Origin of the sequence: Streptomyces soli, from assembly GCF_003999195.1 — a bacterium.
Lineage (GTDB): Bacteria > Actinomycetota > Actinomycetes > Streptomycetales > Streptomycetaceae > Actinacidiphila > Actinacidiphila soli.
Map to the genome: position 1 here is coordinate 1 of NZ_RJVR01000326.1, position 17,598 is coordinate 17,598.

The 17,598-nt window shown below is 72.3% G+C and carries 16 protein-coding genes and 1 pseudogene; 7 read left to right on the top strand and 10 right to left on the bottom strand.

The window, feature by feature from the left end; all coding sequences use genetic code 11:
* Positions 1-340, bottom strand: a 340-nt coding sequence (locus EFK10_RS38300) for a GntR family transcriptional regulator (protein ID WP_127360270.1), incomplete at its 3' end; no start/stop codon positions are given.
* 252 nt (positions 341-592) lie between these two features.
* Here EFK10_RS38300 and EFK10_RS38305 point away from each other — a divergent pair.
* Positions 593-1,810: a DUF3533 domain-containing protein gene (locus EFK10_RS38305; RefSeq protein ID WP_240677726.1), complete on the top strand. Its 1,218-nt coding sequence runs from the start codon at positions 593-595 to the stop codon at positions 1,808-1,810.
* Here the strand turns inward: EFK10_RS38305 and EFK10_RS38310 are convergent.
* Both EFK10_RS38310 and EFK10_RS38315 read right to left on the bottom strand, forming a co-directional pair.
* Entirely contained in the window at positions 1,746-2,906 is a 1,161-nt protein-coding gene (locus tag EFK10_RS38310) for a methyltransferase domain-containing protein (protein WP_127360271.1), read from the bottom strand. The genes EFK10_RS38305 and EFK10_RS38310 overlap by 65 nt on opposite strands.
* On the bottom strand, positions 2,903-4,438 hold the full coding sequence (locus EFK10_RS38315) for a carboxyl transferase domain-containing protein (RefSeq protein ID WP_127360272.1): 1,536 nt from the start codon (positions 4,436-4,438) through the stop codon (positions 2,903-2,905). Before EFK10_RS38315 ends, EFK10_RS38310 begins: the two co-directional genes overlap by 4 nt.
* A gap of 131 nt (positions 4,439-4,569) precedes the next feature.
* Between EFK10_RS38315 and EFK10_RS38320 the strand changes: the two genes are divergently transcribed.
* A complete protein-coding gene (locus EFK10_RS38320) occupies positions 4,570-4,899 on the top strand; it encodes a hypothetical protein (RefSeq protein WP_127360273.1) in 330 nt (109 codons plus the stop codon).
* On the opposite strand, the gene EFK10_RS38325 is transcribed toward EFK10_RS38320, so the two are convergent.
* The 3 genes from EFK10_RS38325 to EFK10_RS38335 form a co-directional block, all read right to left on the bottom strand.
* A complete protein-coding gene (locus EFK10_RS38325; protein WP_127360274.1) occupies positions 4,892-5,785 on the bottom strand; it encodes an esterase/lipase family protein in 894 nt (297 codons plus the stop codon). The genes EFK10_RS38320 and EFK10_RS38325 overlap by 8 nt on opposite strands.
* Positions 5,786-5,992: 207 nt before the next feature.
* Positions 5,993-6,988, bottom strand: a complete 996-nt coding sequence (locus EFK10_RS38330) for a DNA polymerase Y family protein (protein WP_127360275.1) — start codon at positions 6,986-6,988, stop codon at positions 5,993-5,995.
* Positions 6,985-10,434: a DNA polymerase III subunit alpha gene (locus EFK10_RS38335; protein ID WP_127360276.1), complete on the bottom strand. Its 3,450-nt coding sequence runs from the start codon at positions 10,432-10,434 to the stop codon at positions 6,985-6,987. The genes EFK10_RS38330 and EFK10_RS38335 overlap by 4 nt, the downstream gene beginning before the upstream one ends.
* 231 nt (positions 10,435-10,665) lie before the next feature.
* Between EFK10_RS38335 and EFK10_RS38340 the strand changes: the two genes are divergently transcribed.
* Both EFK10_RS38340 and EFK10_RS38345 read left to right on the top strand, forming a co-directional pair.
* Positions 10,666-11,043 carry a Smr/MutS family protein gene (locus EFK10_RS38340; protein WP_206305753.1) on the top strand — a complete coding sequence of 126 codons (378 nt, stop codon included), beginning with the start codon at positions 10,666-10,668 and terminating at the stop codon, positions 11,041-11,043.
* Between the two features lie 110 nt (positions 11,044-11,153).
* A complete protein-coding gene (locus tag EFK10_RS38345) occupies positions 11,154-11,540 on the top strand; it encodes a GNAT family N-acetyltransferase (protein WP_127360277.1) in 387 nt (128 codons plus the stop codon).
* A gap of 132 nt (positions 11,541-11,672) precedes the next feature.
* Here the strand turns inward: EFK10_RS38345 and EFK10_RS38350 are convergent, their stop codons facing one another.
* On the bottom strand, positions 11,673-12,896 hold the full coding sequence (locus tag EFK10_RS38350) for an amidase (protein WP_127360278.1): 1,224 nt from the start codon (positions 12,894-12,896) through the stop codon (positions 11,673-11,675).
* A gap of 36 nt (positions 12,897-12,932) precedes the next feature.
* Here EFK10_RS38350 and EFK10_RS38355 point away from each other — a divergent pair, with 36 nt between their 5' ends.
* Together EFK10_RS38355 and EFK10_RS38360 are read left to right on the top strand one after the other, a co-directional pair.
* The gene (locus tag EFK10_RS38355) at positions 12,933-13,466 is read left to right on the top strand and encodes a 2'-5' RNA ligase family protein (protein WP_240677727.1); all 534 of its coding nucleotides are present in this window, start codon (positions 12,933-12,935) and stop codon (positions 13,464-13,466) included.
* A 393-nt stretch (positions 13,467-13,859) separates the two neighbouring features.
* Complete coding sequence (locus EFK10_RS38360; protein WP_127360280.1) at positions 13,860-14,390, top strand: ArsR/SmtB family transcription factor; 531 nt, start codon at positions 13,860-13,862, stop codon at positions 14,388-14,390.
* A 317-nt stretch (positions 14,391-14,707) separates the two neighbouring features.
* On the opposite strand, the gene EFK10_RS38365 is transcribed toward EFK10_RS38360, so the two are convergent.
* The gene (locus EFK10_RS38365; protein ID WP_127360281.1) at positions 14,708-15,580 is read right to left on the bottom strand and encodes a slipin family protein; all 873 of its coding nucleotides are present in this window, start codon (positions 15,578-15,580) and stop codon (positions 14,708-14,710) included.
* Positions 15,581-15,698: 118 nt separating this feature from the next.
* Here EFK10_RS38365 and EFK10_RS38370 point away from each other — a divergent pair.
* Positions 15,699-15,989 (top strand): annotated as a pseudogene (locus tag EFK10_RS38370) (alpha/beta fold hydrolase); the annotation flags it as partial.
* Between the two features lie 38 nt (positions 15,990-16,027).
* Here EFK10_RS38370 and EFK10_RS38375 read toward each other — a convergent pair.
* Together EFK10_RS38375 and EFK10_RS38380 are read right to left on the bottom strand one after the other, a co-directional pair.
* Entirely contained in the window at positions 16,028-16,987 is a 960-nt protein-coding gene (locus EFK10_RS38375) for a helix-turn-helix transcriptional regulator (protein ID WP_127360282.1), read from the bottom strand.
* 104 nt (positions 16,988-17,091) lie between these two features.
* Positions 17,092-17,598 (bottom strand): S1 family peptidase (locus EFK10_RS38380; RefSeq protein ID WP_127360283.1); only part of this gene is annotated, 507 nt, incomplete at its 5' end.

Consider the following 17,598-nt stretch of genomic DNA (forward strand, 5'->3'; position numbering starts at 1 on the left):
CCGCGGAGCGCGCCGCGTCGCGGTCAAGGCCGAGCCGCCGCACGCGCTGGGCGTAGGCCGAGGCCGCGGCGGCGGCCTCGCGTGCGGCGGCGTCACCGGCGGCGGCGATGAAGGTGCCGTGGCGGCCACGCGTTTCGATGACGCCGTCGGCCTCCAGGGCGCGGTACGCCTTGGCCACGGTGTTCGCCGCCAGACCCAGTTCCTCCGCGAGCCCGCGTACCGTCGGCAGCTTGTCGCCGACCGGGAGCGCTCCGGAACGCGCCTGTTCGGCGACCTGGGAGCGTAGCTGCTCGAACGGCGCGGTGGCCGAGGCCGGGTCGATGGTGATCTGGAGGGTCACGGCGGTACTCCTGGCAGGCGGGCCTTTGTCGCAGCCATTGTGCGGCACACGGGCAGCGGGCAGCGGCTGCTGACGGTGGCCCACGCCGCGATGCGGGTCGAGCCCGTCCGATGCACCCTGGGATGGACACCACGGCAGATCGGGGATGTACCTGTGTCATCGCAGCAGCAGCCCCGGGAAGAAGGGCCACCGAGAATCACGGCGCGACAGATCCTGGGCAAATGGCCTGTGTGGGCCTTTCCGGCAGCACTCGTGACGCTGGTCTCCTTCGTTCTCGCCCTCGTCTACACCGGCGCGATCGCCGACCCCAAGGGCTCGATGCACCATCTGCCGATCGCACTGGTCAACCGCGACACCGGACGCCTGGGCGAACAGTTCGTCCAGGGCATCGCCACGGCGCCGGATCCCGCCCAGCGCGTCTCATGGAAGATCATGAGTCCCGGCGCGGCCCAGGACGCATTCGCTTCCGACCGCATCTACGGTGCCATCGAGGTCCCCGCCGGCTTCACCTCGTCGCTGCAGAACATCACCTCCACCAAGCCAGCCGATACCGGTGCCGGTGCCGGTGCCGGTGCCGTGAGCCGGCCTCAGGTGACGCTGCTGACGAATCCCGGCGCCGGCAGTCTCGCCTCCTCCTTGGCCACCACGGTCGAGCAGCAGGCCCTGCACTCCGCCTCGCAGCGCATCGGATCCGACCTGTCCCAGCAGATGCGCAGCGTGGGGGCGCAGCCCAGTGCCGCCCAGCTCATGCTGCTCAGCGACCCGGTCGCCTTCACCACCGCCCCGGGGCACCCCATCGGGGTCCGCACCGGCCTGGGGCTCTCGGCCTTCTACATCACCCTGCTGGTGGTGCTGTCGGGCTTCCTGGGCGCGAACATCGTCAGCAACGGCGTGGACTCGGCACTGGGCTATGCCCCCAGCGAGCTCGGGCCCAAGAGGCGGATGCGGTCGCCCCAGCTGATCAGCCGGATCCAGACGCTGGTGATCAAGATGGTGATGTCGGCCGCCCTGTCGGTGGTCACCTCCAGTGTCATCGTGCTGGCCACCGCCGTGATCATCCGGCTGTACCTGCCGCACCTGTTCCTGCTGTGGGTCTTCGTGATCTGCGCCAGCGCGGTCGTGGGCATGGGCGCCCAGGCCATCATCGCCGTCTTCGGTGGCCTGGGGCAGCTCGTCAGCATGCTCTTTTTCGTCGCGCTGGCCATCCCCTCGGCGGGCGCGACGATCCCGCTGGAGGCGGTGCCCGGGTTCTACCGGACCCTGGCGTGGTTCGAGCCCATGCGCCAGATCGGCGGCGGGGTGCGCGGGATCATCTACTTCGACGCGCGTGCCGACGCCGGCCTCCAGCGTGCCTGGATCATGCTCGCGGTGGGACTGGGGATCTCCCTGCTCCTGGGCTTCGGCATCACCCGCTGGTACGAGTGGCGCGGCTACCACCGCGTCCATCCGGACCACTTTCAGGAGCCCTGACCGCCGGCAGCGGTATCGCCCGGTCGGATCCGGCCGGGTCGTACGCGATCGAGTCGCCCACCTCGTGCAGATGCAGCACGAACCGCTCCCCCGCCCGGTACGCGTCGATTCCGGCCCTGCAGTACGCGACCATGTCGTCGGGCAGCGCCTCCAGCGGGAACCACCCCAGCTCGGAGCACTTATCCGGCTCGCGGTTGACCGGCTCCCGGCCGTCGCCCTCCTCCACCCGGGCCTCGAAGAACCACCCGATGCGGGGATCGCCCGCCGGTGCCTTGTGCTGCATCACCAGCGCCACGGCGAGCCGCTCCGGGTCGAGCGCGACGCCGACCTCCTCGTACGCCTCGCGGATCACGGCCGCGCGCACGTCCTCACCGTCCTCGACATGGCCGGAGGGCGCGTTGAACAGGCCGTCCGCATAGCCGGTGTTGGCCCGCCGGGCGAGTAGGATCTCGTCACCCCGCCGCAGGATCAGGTGGATGTCGACGACCTCCGCATGCCGGCGCGGCGGCGCCACCCGCACCACGGCCACGTACCGCTCGTCCTTGACCTCGCGCCCCCACAGCACGCTGTCATACGCCAACTGCTCAATCCGTATGTATTCCGCGACCGGCGCGGCCAGTTCGGCGAGGGTGTCCGCGCTGATGCCCACCGGCTCGCTCTCCCCCCACCGTCCCTCGACCAGCACCATCCGGCCGCCGCGCCGCAGCAGCCCCGCCCACCGCCGGAGGGCCTCGGCAGGTTCGGGCAGCGTCCACAGCACGTGCCGCACCAGCACGACGTCGAACTGCCCCTCCCCCACCGGTGGTTCCGCCGCATCCCCCACCAGCGCCCGCGCCCCCGTCCCGGCCAGCTTGGCCTGCGCCCGCTCGACCATCCGCGCCGAGCTGTCAACGGCCGTCACCCGGTGCCCCTGCTCGGCGGCCAGCAACGACAGGCTGCCGGTCCCGCACCCGAGGTCGAGCACATCGGAGGGCCCGTCGGGCAGCCATCCCCGCATGCGGGCGGCCCAGGCCGCCCGCACTTCAGGGCTGCCGAGGCCGTGGTCCGGCTCCTCGTCGAAGGTGTCCGCAGCCGTGTCCCAGTAATCGATGGTCATGCCTCGATGGTGTCACCAGGCACTGACAGTCCGAGGTTTCGGTAGCGGGCACGGCGGGCGGTCATGCGGGCGGCCGGGTCCTGGGCGCGGAGGGTGGCGAGTTCGACGCCGAGGGCTTCGGCGAGGGAGGCGAGGAAGGGGCCGGGGGCGTCGGCGGCGTCGGGGGATTCGTCGATGACCCGGTCGATGATGTGGTGGGCGAGGAGGTCGGCGGAGCGGACGCCCTGGCGGTCGGCGACCTCGTAGGCGCGCTCGGTGGTGCGGTAGAGGATCGCGGAGGCGCCCTCGGGCGGGAGCGGGGAGAGCCAGGCGTGGCGGGCGGCGAGGACGCGGTCGGCGGGGAGGAGGGCGAGGGCTCCGCCGCCGGCGCCCTGGCCCAGCAACAGGCACATGGTCGGCGCCGGCAGGGTGACGAGGTCGGCGAGGGAGCGGGCGATCTCACCGGCGAGGCCGCCCTCTTCGGCCTCCTTGGACAGGGCGGCCCCGGCGGTGTCGATGACGGTGAGCAGCGGCAGGTCCAGCTCGGCGGCGATGCGCATGCCGCGCCGGGCCTCGCGCAGGCCGCCGGGCTGGATGCTGTTGCGCCGGTCGTGGCCCAGGACGACGCAGGGGGTGGGTCCGAAGCGGGCGAGGGCCAGGACGAGCCCAGGGTCGCGTTCGCCGGCGCCGGTGCCGCTGAGCGGGGTGACCTCGGTTGCGGCTACGGCCAACAGGTCCCGCAGCCCGGGGCGTTCGGGGCGCCGGGAGCGCCGGATCGACTCGGCCGTGGGCACGTCGGGCCCGGTGCCGCCGGGGGCCGCGTCGGGCTGGGCGGCGGCCGCGGTGTCCTCCCCGCACAGCACGTGCAGCGCGCGGGCCGCGACCTCGGCCAGCTGCTCGGCCGGCAGGACGGCGTCGACGATGCCGTTGGCGAGCAGGTTCTCCGCGAGCTGGACGCCGGGCGGGAACTCCTCGCCGTACAGGGCCTCATGGACACGCGGCCCGAGGAAGCCGATCAGCGCGCCCGGCTCGGCGGCGGTCAGGTGGCCCAGGGAGCCCCAGGAGGCGAGGACACCCCCGGTGGTGGGGTGCCGGAGATAGACCAGGTACGGGAGCCCGGCTGCCTTGTGGTCGGTGATGGCGGCGCCGACCTTGACCATCTGGAGGAAGGCGATGGTGCCCTCCTGCATACGGGTCCCGCCCGAGGCCGGCGAGGCGAGCAGCGGCAGCCGCTCCCGGGTGGCCCGCTCAATGGCCCGTACGAGCCGCTCCCCCGCCGCGACGCCGATCGAGCCGCCCAGGAAGCGGAACTCGCCCGCGACGACAGCCACCCGGCGGCCCCGGATGAGCCCTTCCCCGGTGACGACGGACTCGTCGAGCCCCGTGCGGGCGCGGGCCTTCTCCAGGTCGGCCCGGTAGCTCGCGTCGTCCGGCTCGGGCAGGCCGAGGGCGGTGACGGGCTCGTCCCAGCCGTGCCAGGTGCCGGGGTCGACGACGGCGTCGATGAGCTGGAGCGCGTCGGGGCGGCTGTCGCTCTGACTCGGTTCGGTCATACCAACACCTTGCCATGTCCGCGAAGAGTGGGCCGGGCTCCCGAGGTAACGCCCAGCACCGGATTCGACGCGGCACAAGGATCAGCTGCAGGGCCTCCGAGCAGCGCTTTCGCCCGTCCGCGCGGGCTAGCGTGCCGGCTACGGCCAAGGCTTCGGCCACCCCGACCGCCGCGGCGTCCACCCCTTCCGACGCCCAGATCGCGGCGGGCGCGAGCAAGTCCACCGTCAAGCACGACCACCACTCGGCCTCCCCCACCACTGCCGACGCCGCCAACGCCCCCGCGCCGGAGGCCTCCTCGACCCCGCTGGACCTCGCCGAGACCGGCAGCTCCGGCAGCTCCGGCAGCTCGGCGCCGTACGCGGTCGGGGGTGCCGCGGCCGTCGCGCTCGGCGCGTCCGTGCTGATGCTCACCGCCTCCCGGCGGCGGGGTGGCCGCCGCCGTTCGGCGCGTGTCAACTGAGCGCGGACGTGCAGTCGGTGCGGGTGGCGTGGGCGGGGTCGAGGGCGTTGGCGGCTTCGTGGAAGGCGATGCGGTCGAGGACGCCGATCGCCACGTGCTCCGACAGGTCGGCCGAGCAGAGGTTCTGCAGGACGACGTTGTGCACGTCGGAGCCGGACAGGAACTGCGAGGTGTACGGCGTGACGACCTCGTCGTACCTGGTCGCGATCACCGTGTAGTGGACGCCGGACACGGTGTCGCCGCCCGCGTTGAGCTTCTGGAGGAAGTCGGAGCCGGCGATCTGGTCGCGGAGCCCTGGCGCCAGGACGCCGTTGACGGTGGTGGAGGCGCCGGGGAAGTAGGCGAGTAGTTGGGTGAGTCCGTTGAGTGTGGTGCCGTGGTTGTCGGGGGCGAGGCCGACGAGGGTGTTCACCTTGGCGGCGCCGCCAAGGAATTTGAGGTAGTAGCGCGGCATCATGCCGCCCTGGGAGTGCCCGACGATGTCGGTCTTGGCGGCGCCGGTGGCGGCCAGGACGCGGTCGACGTAAACGGAGAGCTGCTGGGCGGAGTCCGCGATGGGGCCGAGGCCGTAGAAGACCGGTACTCCGGGGAGCTGGCCGTAGTCGAAGGAGTAGACGCAGTAGCCACGGCTCACCAGATAGGGCGCGAAGCCGAGCCAGTTGTCGACGGAGTTGCCGAAGGTGCCGTGGACGAGCACGACGGGGCGGGGGTGGGCGGCGGAGGGCTTGCAGGAGTAGTTGTTCCAACCGCTGCTGGTGGTGGCGGTGGCGGTGTCGGCGGCGGTCGCGGTGTCGGCGTTGGCGATGGTGGGGGCTGCGGTCAGTGCGGCCGTCAGGGCCAGGGTGGAGAGGGCCCGGAGCACGGATCTTGGCTTGAAGGGCAGCATCTTGTGACCTCCTCGCAGGTCGGGTGGGGTCGCGGCCGTGGCAGCGAACCTGTCCAACTGTGATCCGGATCACAAGGTTGCTGAGCTTCCGTCAATTTACGCGCCAGTAACAAAAGGAGCTAGCTACTCGTTGGTAAAGAATTCACCTAGTGGCCTTATGCGACCTCCGAGGCGCGATAAAGAGCCTCGTCGGCCCGACCGCTGGCGTCAGGTGCCGCTCCGGTCGGCGGCCAGCGTGGCGGGGTGTACGGCGTCCAGCCCGAAGCGGCGGCGGGCGCGGTCGGCGGCGGCCTCCGCGGCGCGGGCGCGGTCGTCGCCGGGGTCCAGGGAGAGTTGATGGTGAGCGTCGTCGGCCGGCCGCAGGTCGTCGGTGCGGAGGGCGAAGGCGCGCACACGTGCGCGCTGCAGTCCCAGGGCGGTCAGGAGGCCGAGCGCGGTGACGGCCAGGGCGGGTGAGTGGCTGGTGGGTTCGGTAAGGGTGCGGGTCCGGGTGGTGGAACTGCGGTCGGCGTAGCGGACGGTGAGGGTGAGGTGGCCGGTGACCTGGCCCTCGGTCCGCAGGCGCTGGCCGAGCTGCTCGGCGAGCGCGAGGACGGCGCGGTGGTGCTGTTCCGGGTCGAGGCAGTCCCGGTCGAGGACGAGGTCGGCGGTCATGTGGGCCGCGGGTGCCTTCGGGGTGACCGGGCGGGGGTCGTGGCCGCGGGCGCGTTCGGCCAACAGTCGGGCCTGGCCGACGCCCAGGAGGCGTTGGAGGGTCGCCGCCGGGAGGTCGGCGACCTGCCCGATGGTGTGCAGACCGTACTTGCCGAGCGTGGTCGCGGTCGCCCGGCCGATTCCGGGCAGCGCGGTCACCGGTCGGGGCCGCAGCCAGGCCGCGGCCTGGTCGGCGAGGACCTGGAGGGTACGTCCCGGTGCGGACGCGGCAGCCGCCATGGCGGCCAGCATGCGGTTACTGGCCAGGCCCGAGCTGCTTTCGATGTCGTAGAGGGCCATCAGACGCATCTTCGCCATCTGTACCAGGTCGTACGGGTTGAGGTCGAAGTATCTGAGCGCCGAGGTCAGGTCGAGCTGGACGGCGTGGGGCGGGAAGGCCTGGACGCGGGGGGTGATTCCGGCCAGCAGGTCCAGCACCTCCGCGTACCGTCCTTCGTCCAGTTCGCCGTGCAGGTGCATGTGGGCGATGTGCCGTGGGCGGGTGGTCATCCCGCGCTCCCCGGGCTGCGGTGACCGAGCTTTCGCAGGTCGGCCGAGCGGGTGCCGGCGGGTTGCAGGTCGGCGTAGGGATGCAGGCGGGCGCCTGCCGTGCCGTCGGGAAGGGTGCGCTGCGGCTGCGCGGGGGTGGGCCGCGGGCCGTCCGCGCCGAGCAGCTTGAGTGCGGCTTCGGGACCGTTGTCGCGCCGGGCGGCGGCGATCCGGTCCAGGTCCCAGGCCATGGTCCCGACGATCGTCCGCCGGGTGCCGCGGACCTGCACCGTCCCGCGCACCAGCAGCAGCCCGCTGTGGAAGACCGTATGCGCGCAGGCTTCGTGGGAGTCCTCGAAGAACGCCAGGTCGACCAGGCCGGAGCCGTCCTCCAGGGTGACGAAGATGATGCGCTTGCCGCTGGCGATCGGCGGGGTCTGCGTGGAGGCACGTACTCCGGCGACGAGGACCTGCTGCCCTGCTCGCAGTCCGGCCAGGTGGGCGGCGTCGGTAGCGCCGATCTCCCGCAGCAGCCGGTGATGGTGCTCCATCAGGTGCCTGGAGACGTCTATCCCGAGAGTGTTCAGCTCCGCGTTGAGGGCTTCCCGCCCGGTCATCTCCGGCAGACCGCTCGACTCCGTTCCGCCGATCGCACCTGCCTCGATGGGCAGTTGCCCCTTGCCGGCGGTACGGACCCTGGACTGCCGGTGGAGTTCGGCGATCTGCAGCAGCAGATCCCGCCGGGTGAGCGTGCCGTCGTGCAGGCAGGACAGGGCGCCGATCTCGGCGAGGCGTTCGGCGACCGGCCGGCTGGGGTGGGCCCGCTGCCAGAAGTCTGACAACGATCCGTACGGCCGCCCGGCCGCGATCCGCGCGCACTCGTCCTCACTGATCCCGCGCACCCCGGACAGCGCGAGCCGCACCCCCCACCGGTCTCCGTCGGCGCGCTCCACCGTGTGCTCGACCCGGGAGCGGTTGACGTCGACGGGCAGGACCGGGACGCCGCGACGGCGGGCGTCGGAGACGATGACCCGCTTGGGCCACATACCGGGATCGTGCTCCAGGAGGCCGGCCAGCAGAAAAGCCGGGAAGTGGGCCTTCAGCCAGGCACTCTGCAGGGCGGGTACGGCGAAGGCGACCGCGTGTGCCCGGCAGAACCCGTACGCACCGAAGGCTTCGACGGTCGCCCACACCTCGTCGCGGACCTCGGGGCTGTAGCCACGGGCGGCGGCCAGCTCGTGGAACCGCACCTTGATGTCGGGCAACCGCTCCTTGTCGCCGAGCGCCCGCCGGGCGATCTCAGCCTCCGCCAGGTCGCAGCCGGTCATCACATGCAGCGTCTCGATGATCTGCTCGTGCCAGATGGTCACCCCGTAGGTGTCGGCGAGGACGGGTTCGAGGGCGGGGTGGGCGTAGTGCGGGTCGCCGCCGTGCCGGGCGGCGATGTACCGCTCGGGCATGCCGCCGGCCACCGGCCCGGGGCGGAAGAGGCTGATGTCGGCGATGACGTCCTGGACGTCACGGGGCTGCAGCCGCGACAGGAGATCCTGCTGACCGGGTGACTCGAGCTGGAACATGCCGATCGTCTGGCTCTCCTGGATGAGCTTGAAGGCGAAGACGTCATCCAGCGGGACCTGCCGCGAATCGTCCAGATCGATACGGTCGCCGGTCGCCCGCTCGATCTCGGCGACGGCATGGGCCATCGCCGACTGCATCCGTACGGCCAGGACGTCGAGCTTGATGTTGCCCAGGATTTCGACCTCCTCCTTCGCCGCCATCGCCATCGGGTAGTCGCCCTGGGGCGTGGGCTGCACCGGCAGCCGGTCCAGCAGCGTCGCGTCGCTGATGATCACCCCGCACGGGTGCATGGCCATGCCGTGGACCAGCGAGTCGAGGCCCTCGGCGAGCTCCCACAGCGGCCCGTACCGTTCCGCTTCCGATGCGAGTTGCCGCAGCTCGGGCAGTTCGGTGAGCGCGTTGGTGATGTCGCAGGCCCGCAGGTGCGGGAAGCTCTTCGCGATCCGGTCCACCTCGTCCGGCGGAATGCCCAGCGCCAGGCCGGTGTCCCGCAGCGCCCTGCGGGCCCGGTACGTCTCGGGCATCGCGGTGACCGCGACCCGCTCGCTGCCGAAGCGGGCGAAGATCGCGTCGTAGCACTCCAGCCTGCGCGCCGATTCCACGTCGATGTCGATGTCCGGCAGCGACGGCCGCAACTCGCTCAGGAAACGTTCGAACAGCAAGCGGTGGTCGAGCGGATTGGCCGTGGCGATCCCCAGCGAGTGGCAGACCATCGAACCCGCACCCGAGCCGCGAGCGGCAACCCGGATACCCAACTCCCGTATATCGGCGACGACTTGATCGACGGCAAGGAAATACGAGTCGTACCCCAGCTTGGTAATGATCTTCAGCTCCTCCTCCAGCCTGCCGAGTGCGGCCTGGTCGCGGTCCAGGCCGCGCCGGACCAGACCGGCTTCACACCGCTGCCGCAACAGCTCCCCCGCCCCGCCCGGGCCCGCGCCGACGACCTCCGGTTCGGGGAAGTGCCGGGATCCGATCCCGAGGTCCGCGGCGGGGTCGAGGCGGCAGGCGGCCGCGGTGGCGGCGGTGTCGGCGAGCAGACGGCCCGCCCGTCGTGGGCCGGCCTCCGCGTGTTCGGCGACCGCCTGGGCGACCCGCGCCATCTCCTGGGGCCCCTTGAGCCAGCGCTGCCCGCCGTCCAGCCGGCGCCGGTCGATCGGCCGCAGCAGCCGGGCGGCGTCCAGCACGTCGGCAAGCCGGTGCTGGTCCGGGTCGGCGTAGCGGACGGCGTTGGAGAGGACGGCGGTGGTATGGGTCCGGTCGGCCAGCGCCAGGGTGCGCGCGGCGAGCCGTAGCGACCCCGGGCCGGTGCCGGGGCGGCCGTGTACGACCGCCTCCAGCCGCACCCCGTCGCCGAAGACCTCCCGCCACGGCGCCAGGAGCTTCACCGCGACGTCCTCCCGGCCCGCCGCCAGCGCCCGCACCGGCTCCGACAGCGGCCCGAGCAGTACGGTCAGGCCGGCGCCGCCGTGCTCGCGCAGCGCCTCCCACGACACCTGGACCGGGGCGGCCTGGCTCGCGGTGCCCACGTGGGCGGCGGAGGTGATCCGGCACAGCCGCGCCCAGCCCTCCCCGTCCTGGGCCAGCAGTACGAACCGCAGCGACGGCTCCATCACATGGGCGCCCCCGCGCACCGGCGTCCGGCGCCGCTGGGCCGGCAGCGCCGACGCGAGCGCCTCCACCGCGAGGTCGATCCCGAAGACGGGCCGGATACCCGCCCCCGCACACGCCTCGGCGAACCGTACGGCCCCGGTGACGGTGTCCCGGTCGGTCAGCGCCAGCGCCTCCATCCCTCGCTCGGCCGCCCGCTGCACGAGGTGCTCGGGGTGCGCGGCGCCGTACCGCTCGGAGTAACCGGACGCGATATGCAGATGGGCGAAGCCCGCCATGCCACACCTCCATCACTCCGCCCCTTTTCAGCCATTCGCCCGAAACGCTCCTCGTACGTTCGTTCGATTAGCTTAGCGCGGTCGTCCCAGGTCAGCGACTTCACAGGACGCGTGTCCGCCGCCGAGACGTTCGAATCCGTGGCCGGAACAGCTGCCTCCCGGCCATCTCCCGGGCAGGGCAGCGGACTTGGCGCCTGCCGCTCTGAGGGGCGCCCGTATCGGCCCGGCGCGATGACGTTCGTCACCCCGGAGTGGTCGCGATCGCGGCCTCACGGCTGTGCGACGCGCTCGCAGGACGTACCCTCCGATCGTCAGGGGGACGCACGGCGGACCCGATGCTCGAGCCGATCGGAGGCGATCACCCTGCTCACGCTGGACCTGCACCCGATCTTCCGCAACAACCGCGACATCGACCTCGCGCTGCGGGAGACCCTCTTCCGAGCTGCGCGTACGGGGGTCGACGTCGTCGAGATCATCCCCGGAAAGGGCACGGGCCAGTTGAAGAAGAGGGTGCTCGCCTTCCTCGCGCAGAAGCACATCAAGAAGCTCTACGTCCGGGTGGAGACCGACGCGACCAACACCGGGCGGGTCCTGGTCCACCTCCGCTAGCGCCACCAGGCCCGCCCCGGCCGCCCTGGCTGATCCCGCCCCGGCCCGGCCGAGCACAGCCGCACGTCCCGGGTCGGAACCGCCCGCCCCCTCGCCGCGTCCCGACCACCATGGAGATCCGCCCCGCGACCCCCGCCGACCTCGACGCGATGCTCGCGGTCCATACCGCCGCCCGTACCGCCTACTACCGGGCCGGCGGCCTGAGCGAGGCCGAGCTGACCGACCCCGCCGAACACGCCGGGCGCGCCGCCGGCTGGGCCCGCGCCGTCGAACGGGCCGACCGGACCACCCTGTGCGCCGTGCGCGCCGACGGCGCGGTTGTGGTGTCCTGTCCATGGGGGCGCTCGCGGACACCGAGCTGTACCAGATCCAGGTCCACCCCGCCGAGCCCGGCGGGCCCCGCGTCCCGCCCTCCCGGGCCGCCGGCCCCGGAGTCGCGTACCGGCGAGGCCTGCTGCGGCCCGCCTGGAGCACCCCCTTCACGACGCCTACGTTGATGCCCTCCGCGCCGCCGCCCTCCCCCACGGCACCCTCGACGTCTGGGCACGGAACACCCGAGCCCGCGCCTTCTACGCCCGCCACGGCTGGCGCGCCACCGGGCACCGCATCCCGGGGCCCGGTGGGGCGGACTACGTGCGGCTGCGGCTCGAGGTCGGCTGAAGCGCCTGAAGGGCCGCCGCCCAGGCCAGCAGTTCCTCGTCGGCGCCGGGGCGGGCGACGTACTGCAGGCCGAGGGGAAGGCCGTTCGCGGCGCGGCCGGCGGGGAGGGTCACCGAGGGGAAGCCCGCGTTGCTCCAGGGGAGGCACATGACGGAGTCGCCGGTGGTGCCGAGGCCCAGGGGGGCGGGGCCGGTGGCGGCGGGGGTGAGCCAGAGGTCGACGGAGTGGTCGTACATGGCGGTGAGGAGGCGGTCGCGGAAGTCCTCGCGATCGCGCGACGCTCGGGCGTAGTCGGCGGGATCGACGGCGTGGCCCTGGCGGATCGCGGCGACGGTCTGCTCGCGGTAGAGGTGCCCGTGGCGGGGGAACCAGTCGGCGTGGGTGCGGGCGACTTCGTAACGGTTCATGGTGAAGAGCTGGCGCACGGTGGCGTCGAAGTCCGCCATGACCGGCACCTCCCGGACCTCGAATCCGGCCGAACCGAGTTGCTCGGCCTGCGCGTTGAATGCCTCCAGCGCCTCCGCCCCGGCGCGCTCCAGATAGGGCCCCGCGGGAACGCCGAGCACCGGCGACCGCCGTCCCTCGGACGGTACTGTCCGCCAGGCGTCGCACAGGACGGCCGCACCCCGCACCACGCCCGCCACATCCGGCGCGAAGACCCCGACCGTGTCGAAGCTCGGGGCGTTGGCGATCACCCCGTCCACCGGTATGCGCCCGTACGTGGGCTTGAAACCGACCACCCCGCAGTACGCCGCCGGCCGGATGACCGAGCCCACCGTCTGGGTGCCCACAGCCAGCGGCACCATCCCGGCCGCGACAGCCGCCGCCGACCCACTGCTCGAACCGCCGGGCGTGTGCGCCAAGTTGTGCGGATTCCGGGTCGGGCCCGGCGCGGTCACCGCGAACTCGGCCGTCACCGTCTTCCCCGCCACCAGCGCCCCCGCCGCCCTCAACCGGCTCACCAGCGCCGCCTCCGCCCCGGCCAACACATCAGGCGGCACCGCCGACCCGGCCCCGGTCGGCAGCCCGTCGACGTGGATGATGTCCTTCACCCCGAACAGGACACCCCGCAATGGCCCGCCCGGCGCCGGCGACCGCGCCTCGGCCGCGAGGCGCGCGGCCCGGCCGGGCTCGGGCAGGAACGCGTGGATCTCCCGGTCGGCTTCATCGATGCGCTCAGGCGAATACTCCATGGCAGTTCACCCTACGGTCCTGACAGGATGCCGCCCATGGCAGCAGGCGAGACAGCACTGATCGTCAAGCTCCCGGAGGCCGAGCCGCTGGTCGGCGCATGGCGCGACCGGTACGACTCCTCGGCCGCCGCCGGGGTTCCTGCGCACGTGACCGTGCTGTACCCCTTCCTCCACGAGAGCCGCCTCGACGCGGCCGTCGTCAACGCCCTCGTCGAACTCATCGGCGCCCACGACCCCTTCGAGGTCCGCTTCGCCCACTGCGGGCGCTTCCCCGACGTCCTCTACCTCGCGCCGGACCCGGACGCGCCCTTCCGTGCGCTCACGGAGGCCGTCGCCGCCCGCTGGCCCGAAGCGCCACCGCACGGCGGGCAGTTCGATGACGTGGTCCCGCATCTGACCGTGGCGCACGGCCAGGACCCGGCCACGTACGACGCCATAGAGGCCGCGCTCAGCGGCACGGCGCCGGTCCGCGCGCGCGTCACGGCGGTGCATCTCTTCGTACGGGACGGGGCGGAGCACTGGCACGAGCGGCGGGCCTTCGCGCTGGGCGCAGGCACCACACCGAGGTAAGCACGCCCGCCGTGCCGACGGCGGTGAGCCGGCGACTACGCCGCCAGGCGAGAGCCATCGGTACGCGACGCCGCCCCACCTATTCGCGCGGCCTCTAAGCGCAACGGAGGCGAACCGAGCCGCTCAAAAAAGGGCGAAGTCGGTACGCGTCCGGCGCCCCGAGCCACGCCGCCTGACCCCGTGAGGGATTTCACCCGGATCCCGCCCTCAACCCGCATCGCGCAACCACCGAACCCGCAGCTCAGACCCCCCGCAAGACAAGCACGGCCGCCTCGCTCCTGCAGCACCGTACCGCCCCCCACTCCACAACCGTCCCCCACGTCACAGCCTCGACCACCAAGCAAACGCTAGGGGGTTGCGGAGGCAAGGGTCCAGCACGATTTACTGTCGCGCATGACGGCGACCGACCCCACACTTAGAGCCCTGGCACACCCTGTACGGCTGCGCATGATGAGCCTCACCTGGACCGGACCCCAATCCGCCGCGGAGCTGGCCCGCGAGCTCGGCATATCGCAGGCCCTGGCCAGCCAGCACCTGCGCCGGCTCGCCGCCGTCGGCCTGGTGGAACTGGCCGAGGTCCGCCCGAATCGGGGTGGCCAGGAACGCCGTTACCAGGCGGTCCACGACACGTCGGTGCCCGATCAGCGGCAGGACGGTGCCCCCATGTTGGCGGAGGTGCTGTCGCTCAACCTCCGCGAGCGGGCCGCGCGCCGCGCGCCCGGTGAAGGGGTCACCACCGACGCGGAGTTGTGGCTGTCGCCGGATGCCTGGGACGACTTCCGGCACCGACTGGCCGCGCTGCTGGTCAACCTCCACGAGGAGGCGCGGGCGCCCCGTACGGCGGGGACCGTGCACGTGGGTGCCACGGTGATGGCGTTCCCGCTGCAGGAGACGGTGCGCGAGAAGAGCCCCGGCCGCCGCTGAGCGCGTCCCGGGCTCCACGGGGACAAAGTCTCGAAACCGCCGTAGGTGGGGTTCCACAGCATCTGGTCGATCGGCCCCTCCTCGGTCAGGGCGTACGCCGCCGAGAAGAGCAGCATCTCCACCGCCCAGTCCCGGCGGGTGCGCCGAACCGGGACCTGTGCGGCGTCCGCCGCCGGCTCACCGGGCGACAGCGACCGCGGCACCCAGGCCGGACCCCCGTGCCGTCGGTCATCCCCCAAGCGTATGCGGGAAGCAGGCCCCGCTGCGTTGACCAGCCGGCCATAGGTCCCGGCCAGGTGGCCACCGACCCAGCGAACCTACTCGCCCAGCTCGGGGCGGTCGAGCTCCCGCTCGACCATCGGCGGCGCGGTCGGCGCCGGCGGCTCTGTCAAGGGCTGCGCAGCGGAGGGCGGCGCGGCCGAGGGCTGGGCGGCCTGCGCTGGGGCGGCTCGTTCGAGAAAGCGCAGCAGCTCGACGGGGAAGGGAAGGACGAGCGTCGAGTTCTTCTCCGCGGCGACGGCCACGACCGTCTGAAGCAGGCGGAGCTGGAGCGCGGCGGGCTGTTCGGACATGACGCCGGCTGCCTCCGCGAGCTTCTTGGAGGCCTGGAGCTCCGCGTCGGCGTTGATGACGCGTGCGCGGCGCTCACGGTCGGCCTCGGCCTGCCGGGCCATCGACCGCTTCATGGTCTCCGGAAGGGAGACGTCCTTGATCTCGACGCGGTCGATCTGCACACCCCACCCGATGGCCGGGCTGTCGATCATCAGCTCAAGGCCCTGGTTGAGCTTCTCACGGTTGGACAGCAGATCGTCCAGATCGCTCTTGCCGATGATCGAGCGCAGCGAGGTCTGGGCCATCTGCGAGACGGCGAAGCGGTAGTCCTCGACGTTGATGACGGCGTCCGCCGCGTTGATGACCTTGAAGTAGACGACGGCGTCGACCTTGACGGTGACGTTGTCCCGGGTGATGCCGTCCTGGCCGGGCACGGGCATCGTCACGATCTGCAGATTGACCTTACGCAGCCGGTCGACACCCGGAATGATCATGGTGAAGCCCGGACCGCGGACGTCGTTCCGCAGCTTCCCCAGCCGGAAGACCACGCCCCGCTCGAATTGCTGCACAACCCGCATTCCAGCGAGGGCGTACACCGCACCGGCCGACAGCACCGCTGCCACCAACTCCACGACCATCACGGCCCCCTGCCATCCGCGCCCCGCGCGGCATCACGAGCCCGTCACCCCGGCGGAGCCCCGCAGGGGCGGTGATTCCACGGTACCTCTCGGGGCCCCGCTGGGGCAGGATGGCGGGATGCGTTTGGTCGGGACATCGAGCGGCCGGGAACTGGCTGCCGAGGCCTTCGGGGACCCGGAGGGCAGGCCGGTCTTCCTGCTGCACGGCACACCGGGCAGCAGGCTCGGCCCGGTGCCGGACGAGGCGGCCCTGCGCGATCGGCGCGTCAGGCTGATCACGTACGACCGGCCCGGCTACGGCGGCTCCGCCCGGCATCCTCGCCGCCGTGTCGCGGACGCGGCGGCGGACGTCTCAGCGGTGGCCGATGCCCTCGGCATCGGCCGCTTCCCGACTCCTGGACGAGGCGGAGTTACGCTCCGTCGGATGATCGTCTGGTGACAACCTCCTTATAGCCCGGGATCCGTCGCTCTCGCCAGCCGGTCGGCCACGGTGCGTAGGTGCTTGATGAGCTCGGGCGGCTCGTGGACCTCGAAGTCGACGCCGATCATGCCGATGTAGACGGCGAGCGCGTCCAGCGATTCGGCGCCGGTGCGCAGCAGGCAGGTCTGGCCGTCGACGGCCTCGACGGTGCCGAAGCCGGAGGAGGTGTACTGGGTGACGGCCTCGGCGTTGGTGTGCAGGGTGACGACCGCCTGGTAGCGGTACGCACGCGAGGTGACGCCCCGCGCGACGTAGGCGGCGGCGTCCATGGGCGGCTCGCGGAGTGTGAAGCGAGGGCCGGTGGGGGGCTTGGGGTGCATGCGGTCGACGCGGAAGCTGCGCCAGTCGGCGCGGTCGGTGTCCCAGGCGAGCAGGTACCAGCGGCGGGCGTGGTGGACGAGGCGGTAGGGCTCCACGGTGCGGCGGCTCGAAGTGCCGCCGTGGTCGCGGTAGTCGAAGCGCAGCCGCTCGCGGTCGCGGCAGGCGGCGCCGATGACGGTGAGCACGTCCTGGCCGACGGCCGCCGGAGACTTGCGCTGCGAGACGGCGACCGCCTGCATGGCCTGCGCCCGGTGCCGCAGCCGGGAGGGCAGCACCTGCTCCAGCTTGGCGAGGGCTCGCAGCGAGGTCTCCTCTATGCCCTCCACGCTGCCGTCGGTGCCGGTACGCAGGCACAGCGCGACCGCGATCGCCTCCTCGTCGTCCAGCAGCAGCGGGGGCAGCGCCGCCCCCGCGCCCAGCCGGTAGCCGCCCGCCGTCCCGGGGGTGGCGTGCACCGGGTAGCCGAGGGCGCGCAGCCGCTCCACGTCACGCCGTACGGTCCTGGCGGTCACGTCGAGCCGCTGGGCCAGGTCGGGGCCGGTCCAGTCGGGGCGGGACTGGAGGAGCGAGAGGAGCCGCAGCAGGCGGGCCGAGGTTTCCAGCATGGGCCCAAGTCTGGCACCCGTCGCGGACAGGAACTGACCGCGACGGGCCCGGGGCGCAGCACAGCCCGGGCCCGTCGCGGTCAGCGGAGGAGTTCGCGGAACTCCTAGTAGACGCTGACGCCGTAGTTGCTGAGCGCCTCCGTCACGGGCTGGAAGAAGGTCTCGCCGCCGGAGGTGCAGTCGCCGCTGCCGCCGGAGGTGAGTCCGAGGGCGATGCCGCCGGAGGTGTAGAGCGGGCCGCCGGAGTCGCCGCCCTCGGCGCAGACGGTGGTGTCGATCATCTGGTAGACGACGTCACCGCCGCCGTAGTTGACGGTGGCGTTGAGCGCGGTCACCTTGCCGGAGTGGATTCCGGTGGTGGAACCGGAGCGCAGCACCGACTCGCCGACGTAGGCGTTGGCCGAGCTGGTGATGTCGGTGTTCCCGGCGCCGCCGGTCTTGGTGACCGAAGTGTTGGAGTACTTGACCAGCGCGTAGTCGTTGGTCGGGAAGCTGTAGCTGACGTTGGTGCCAAGCGTCGTCGTGTGACCGGAGTTGGAGTACCAGGTCGACGCGACCTGGCCACAGTGACCGGCGGTCAGGAAGTAGTACGTACTGCCGCTGACGACATT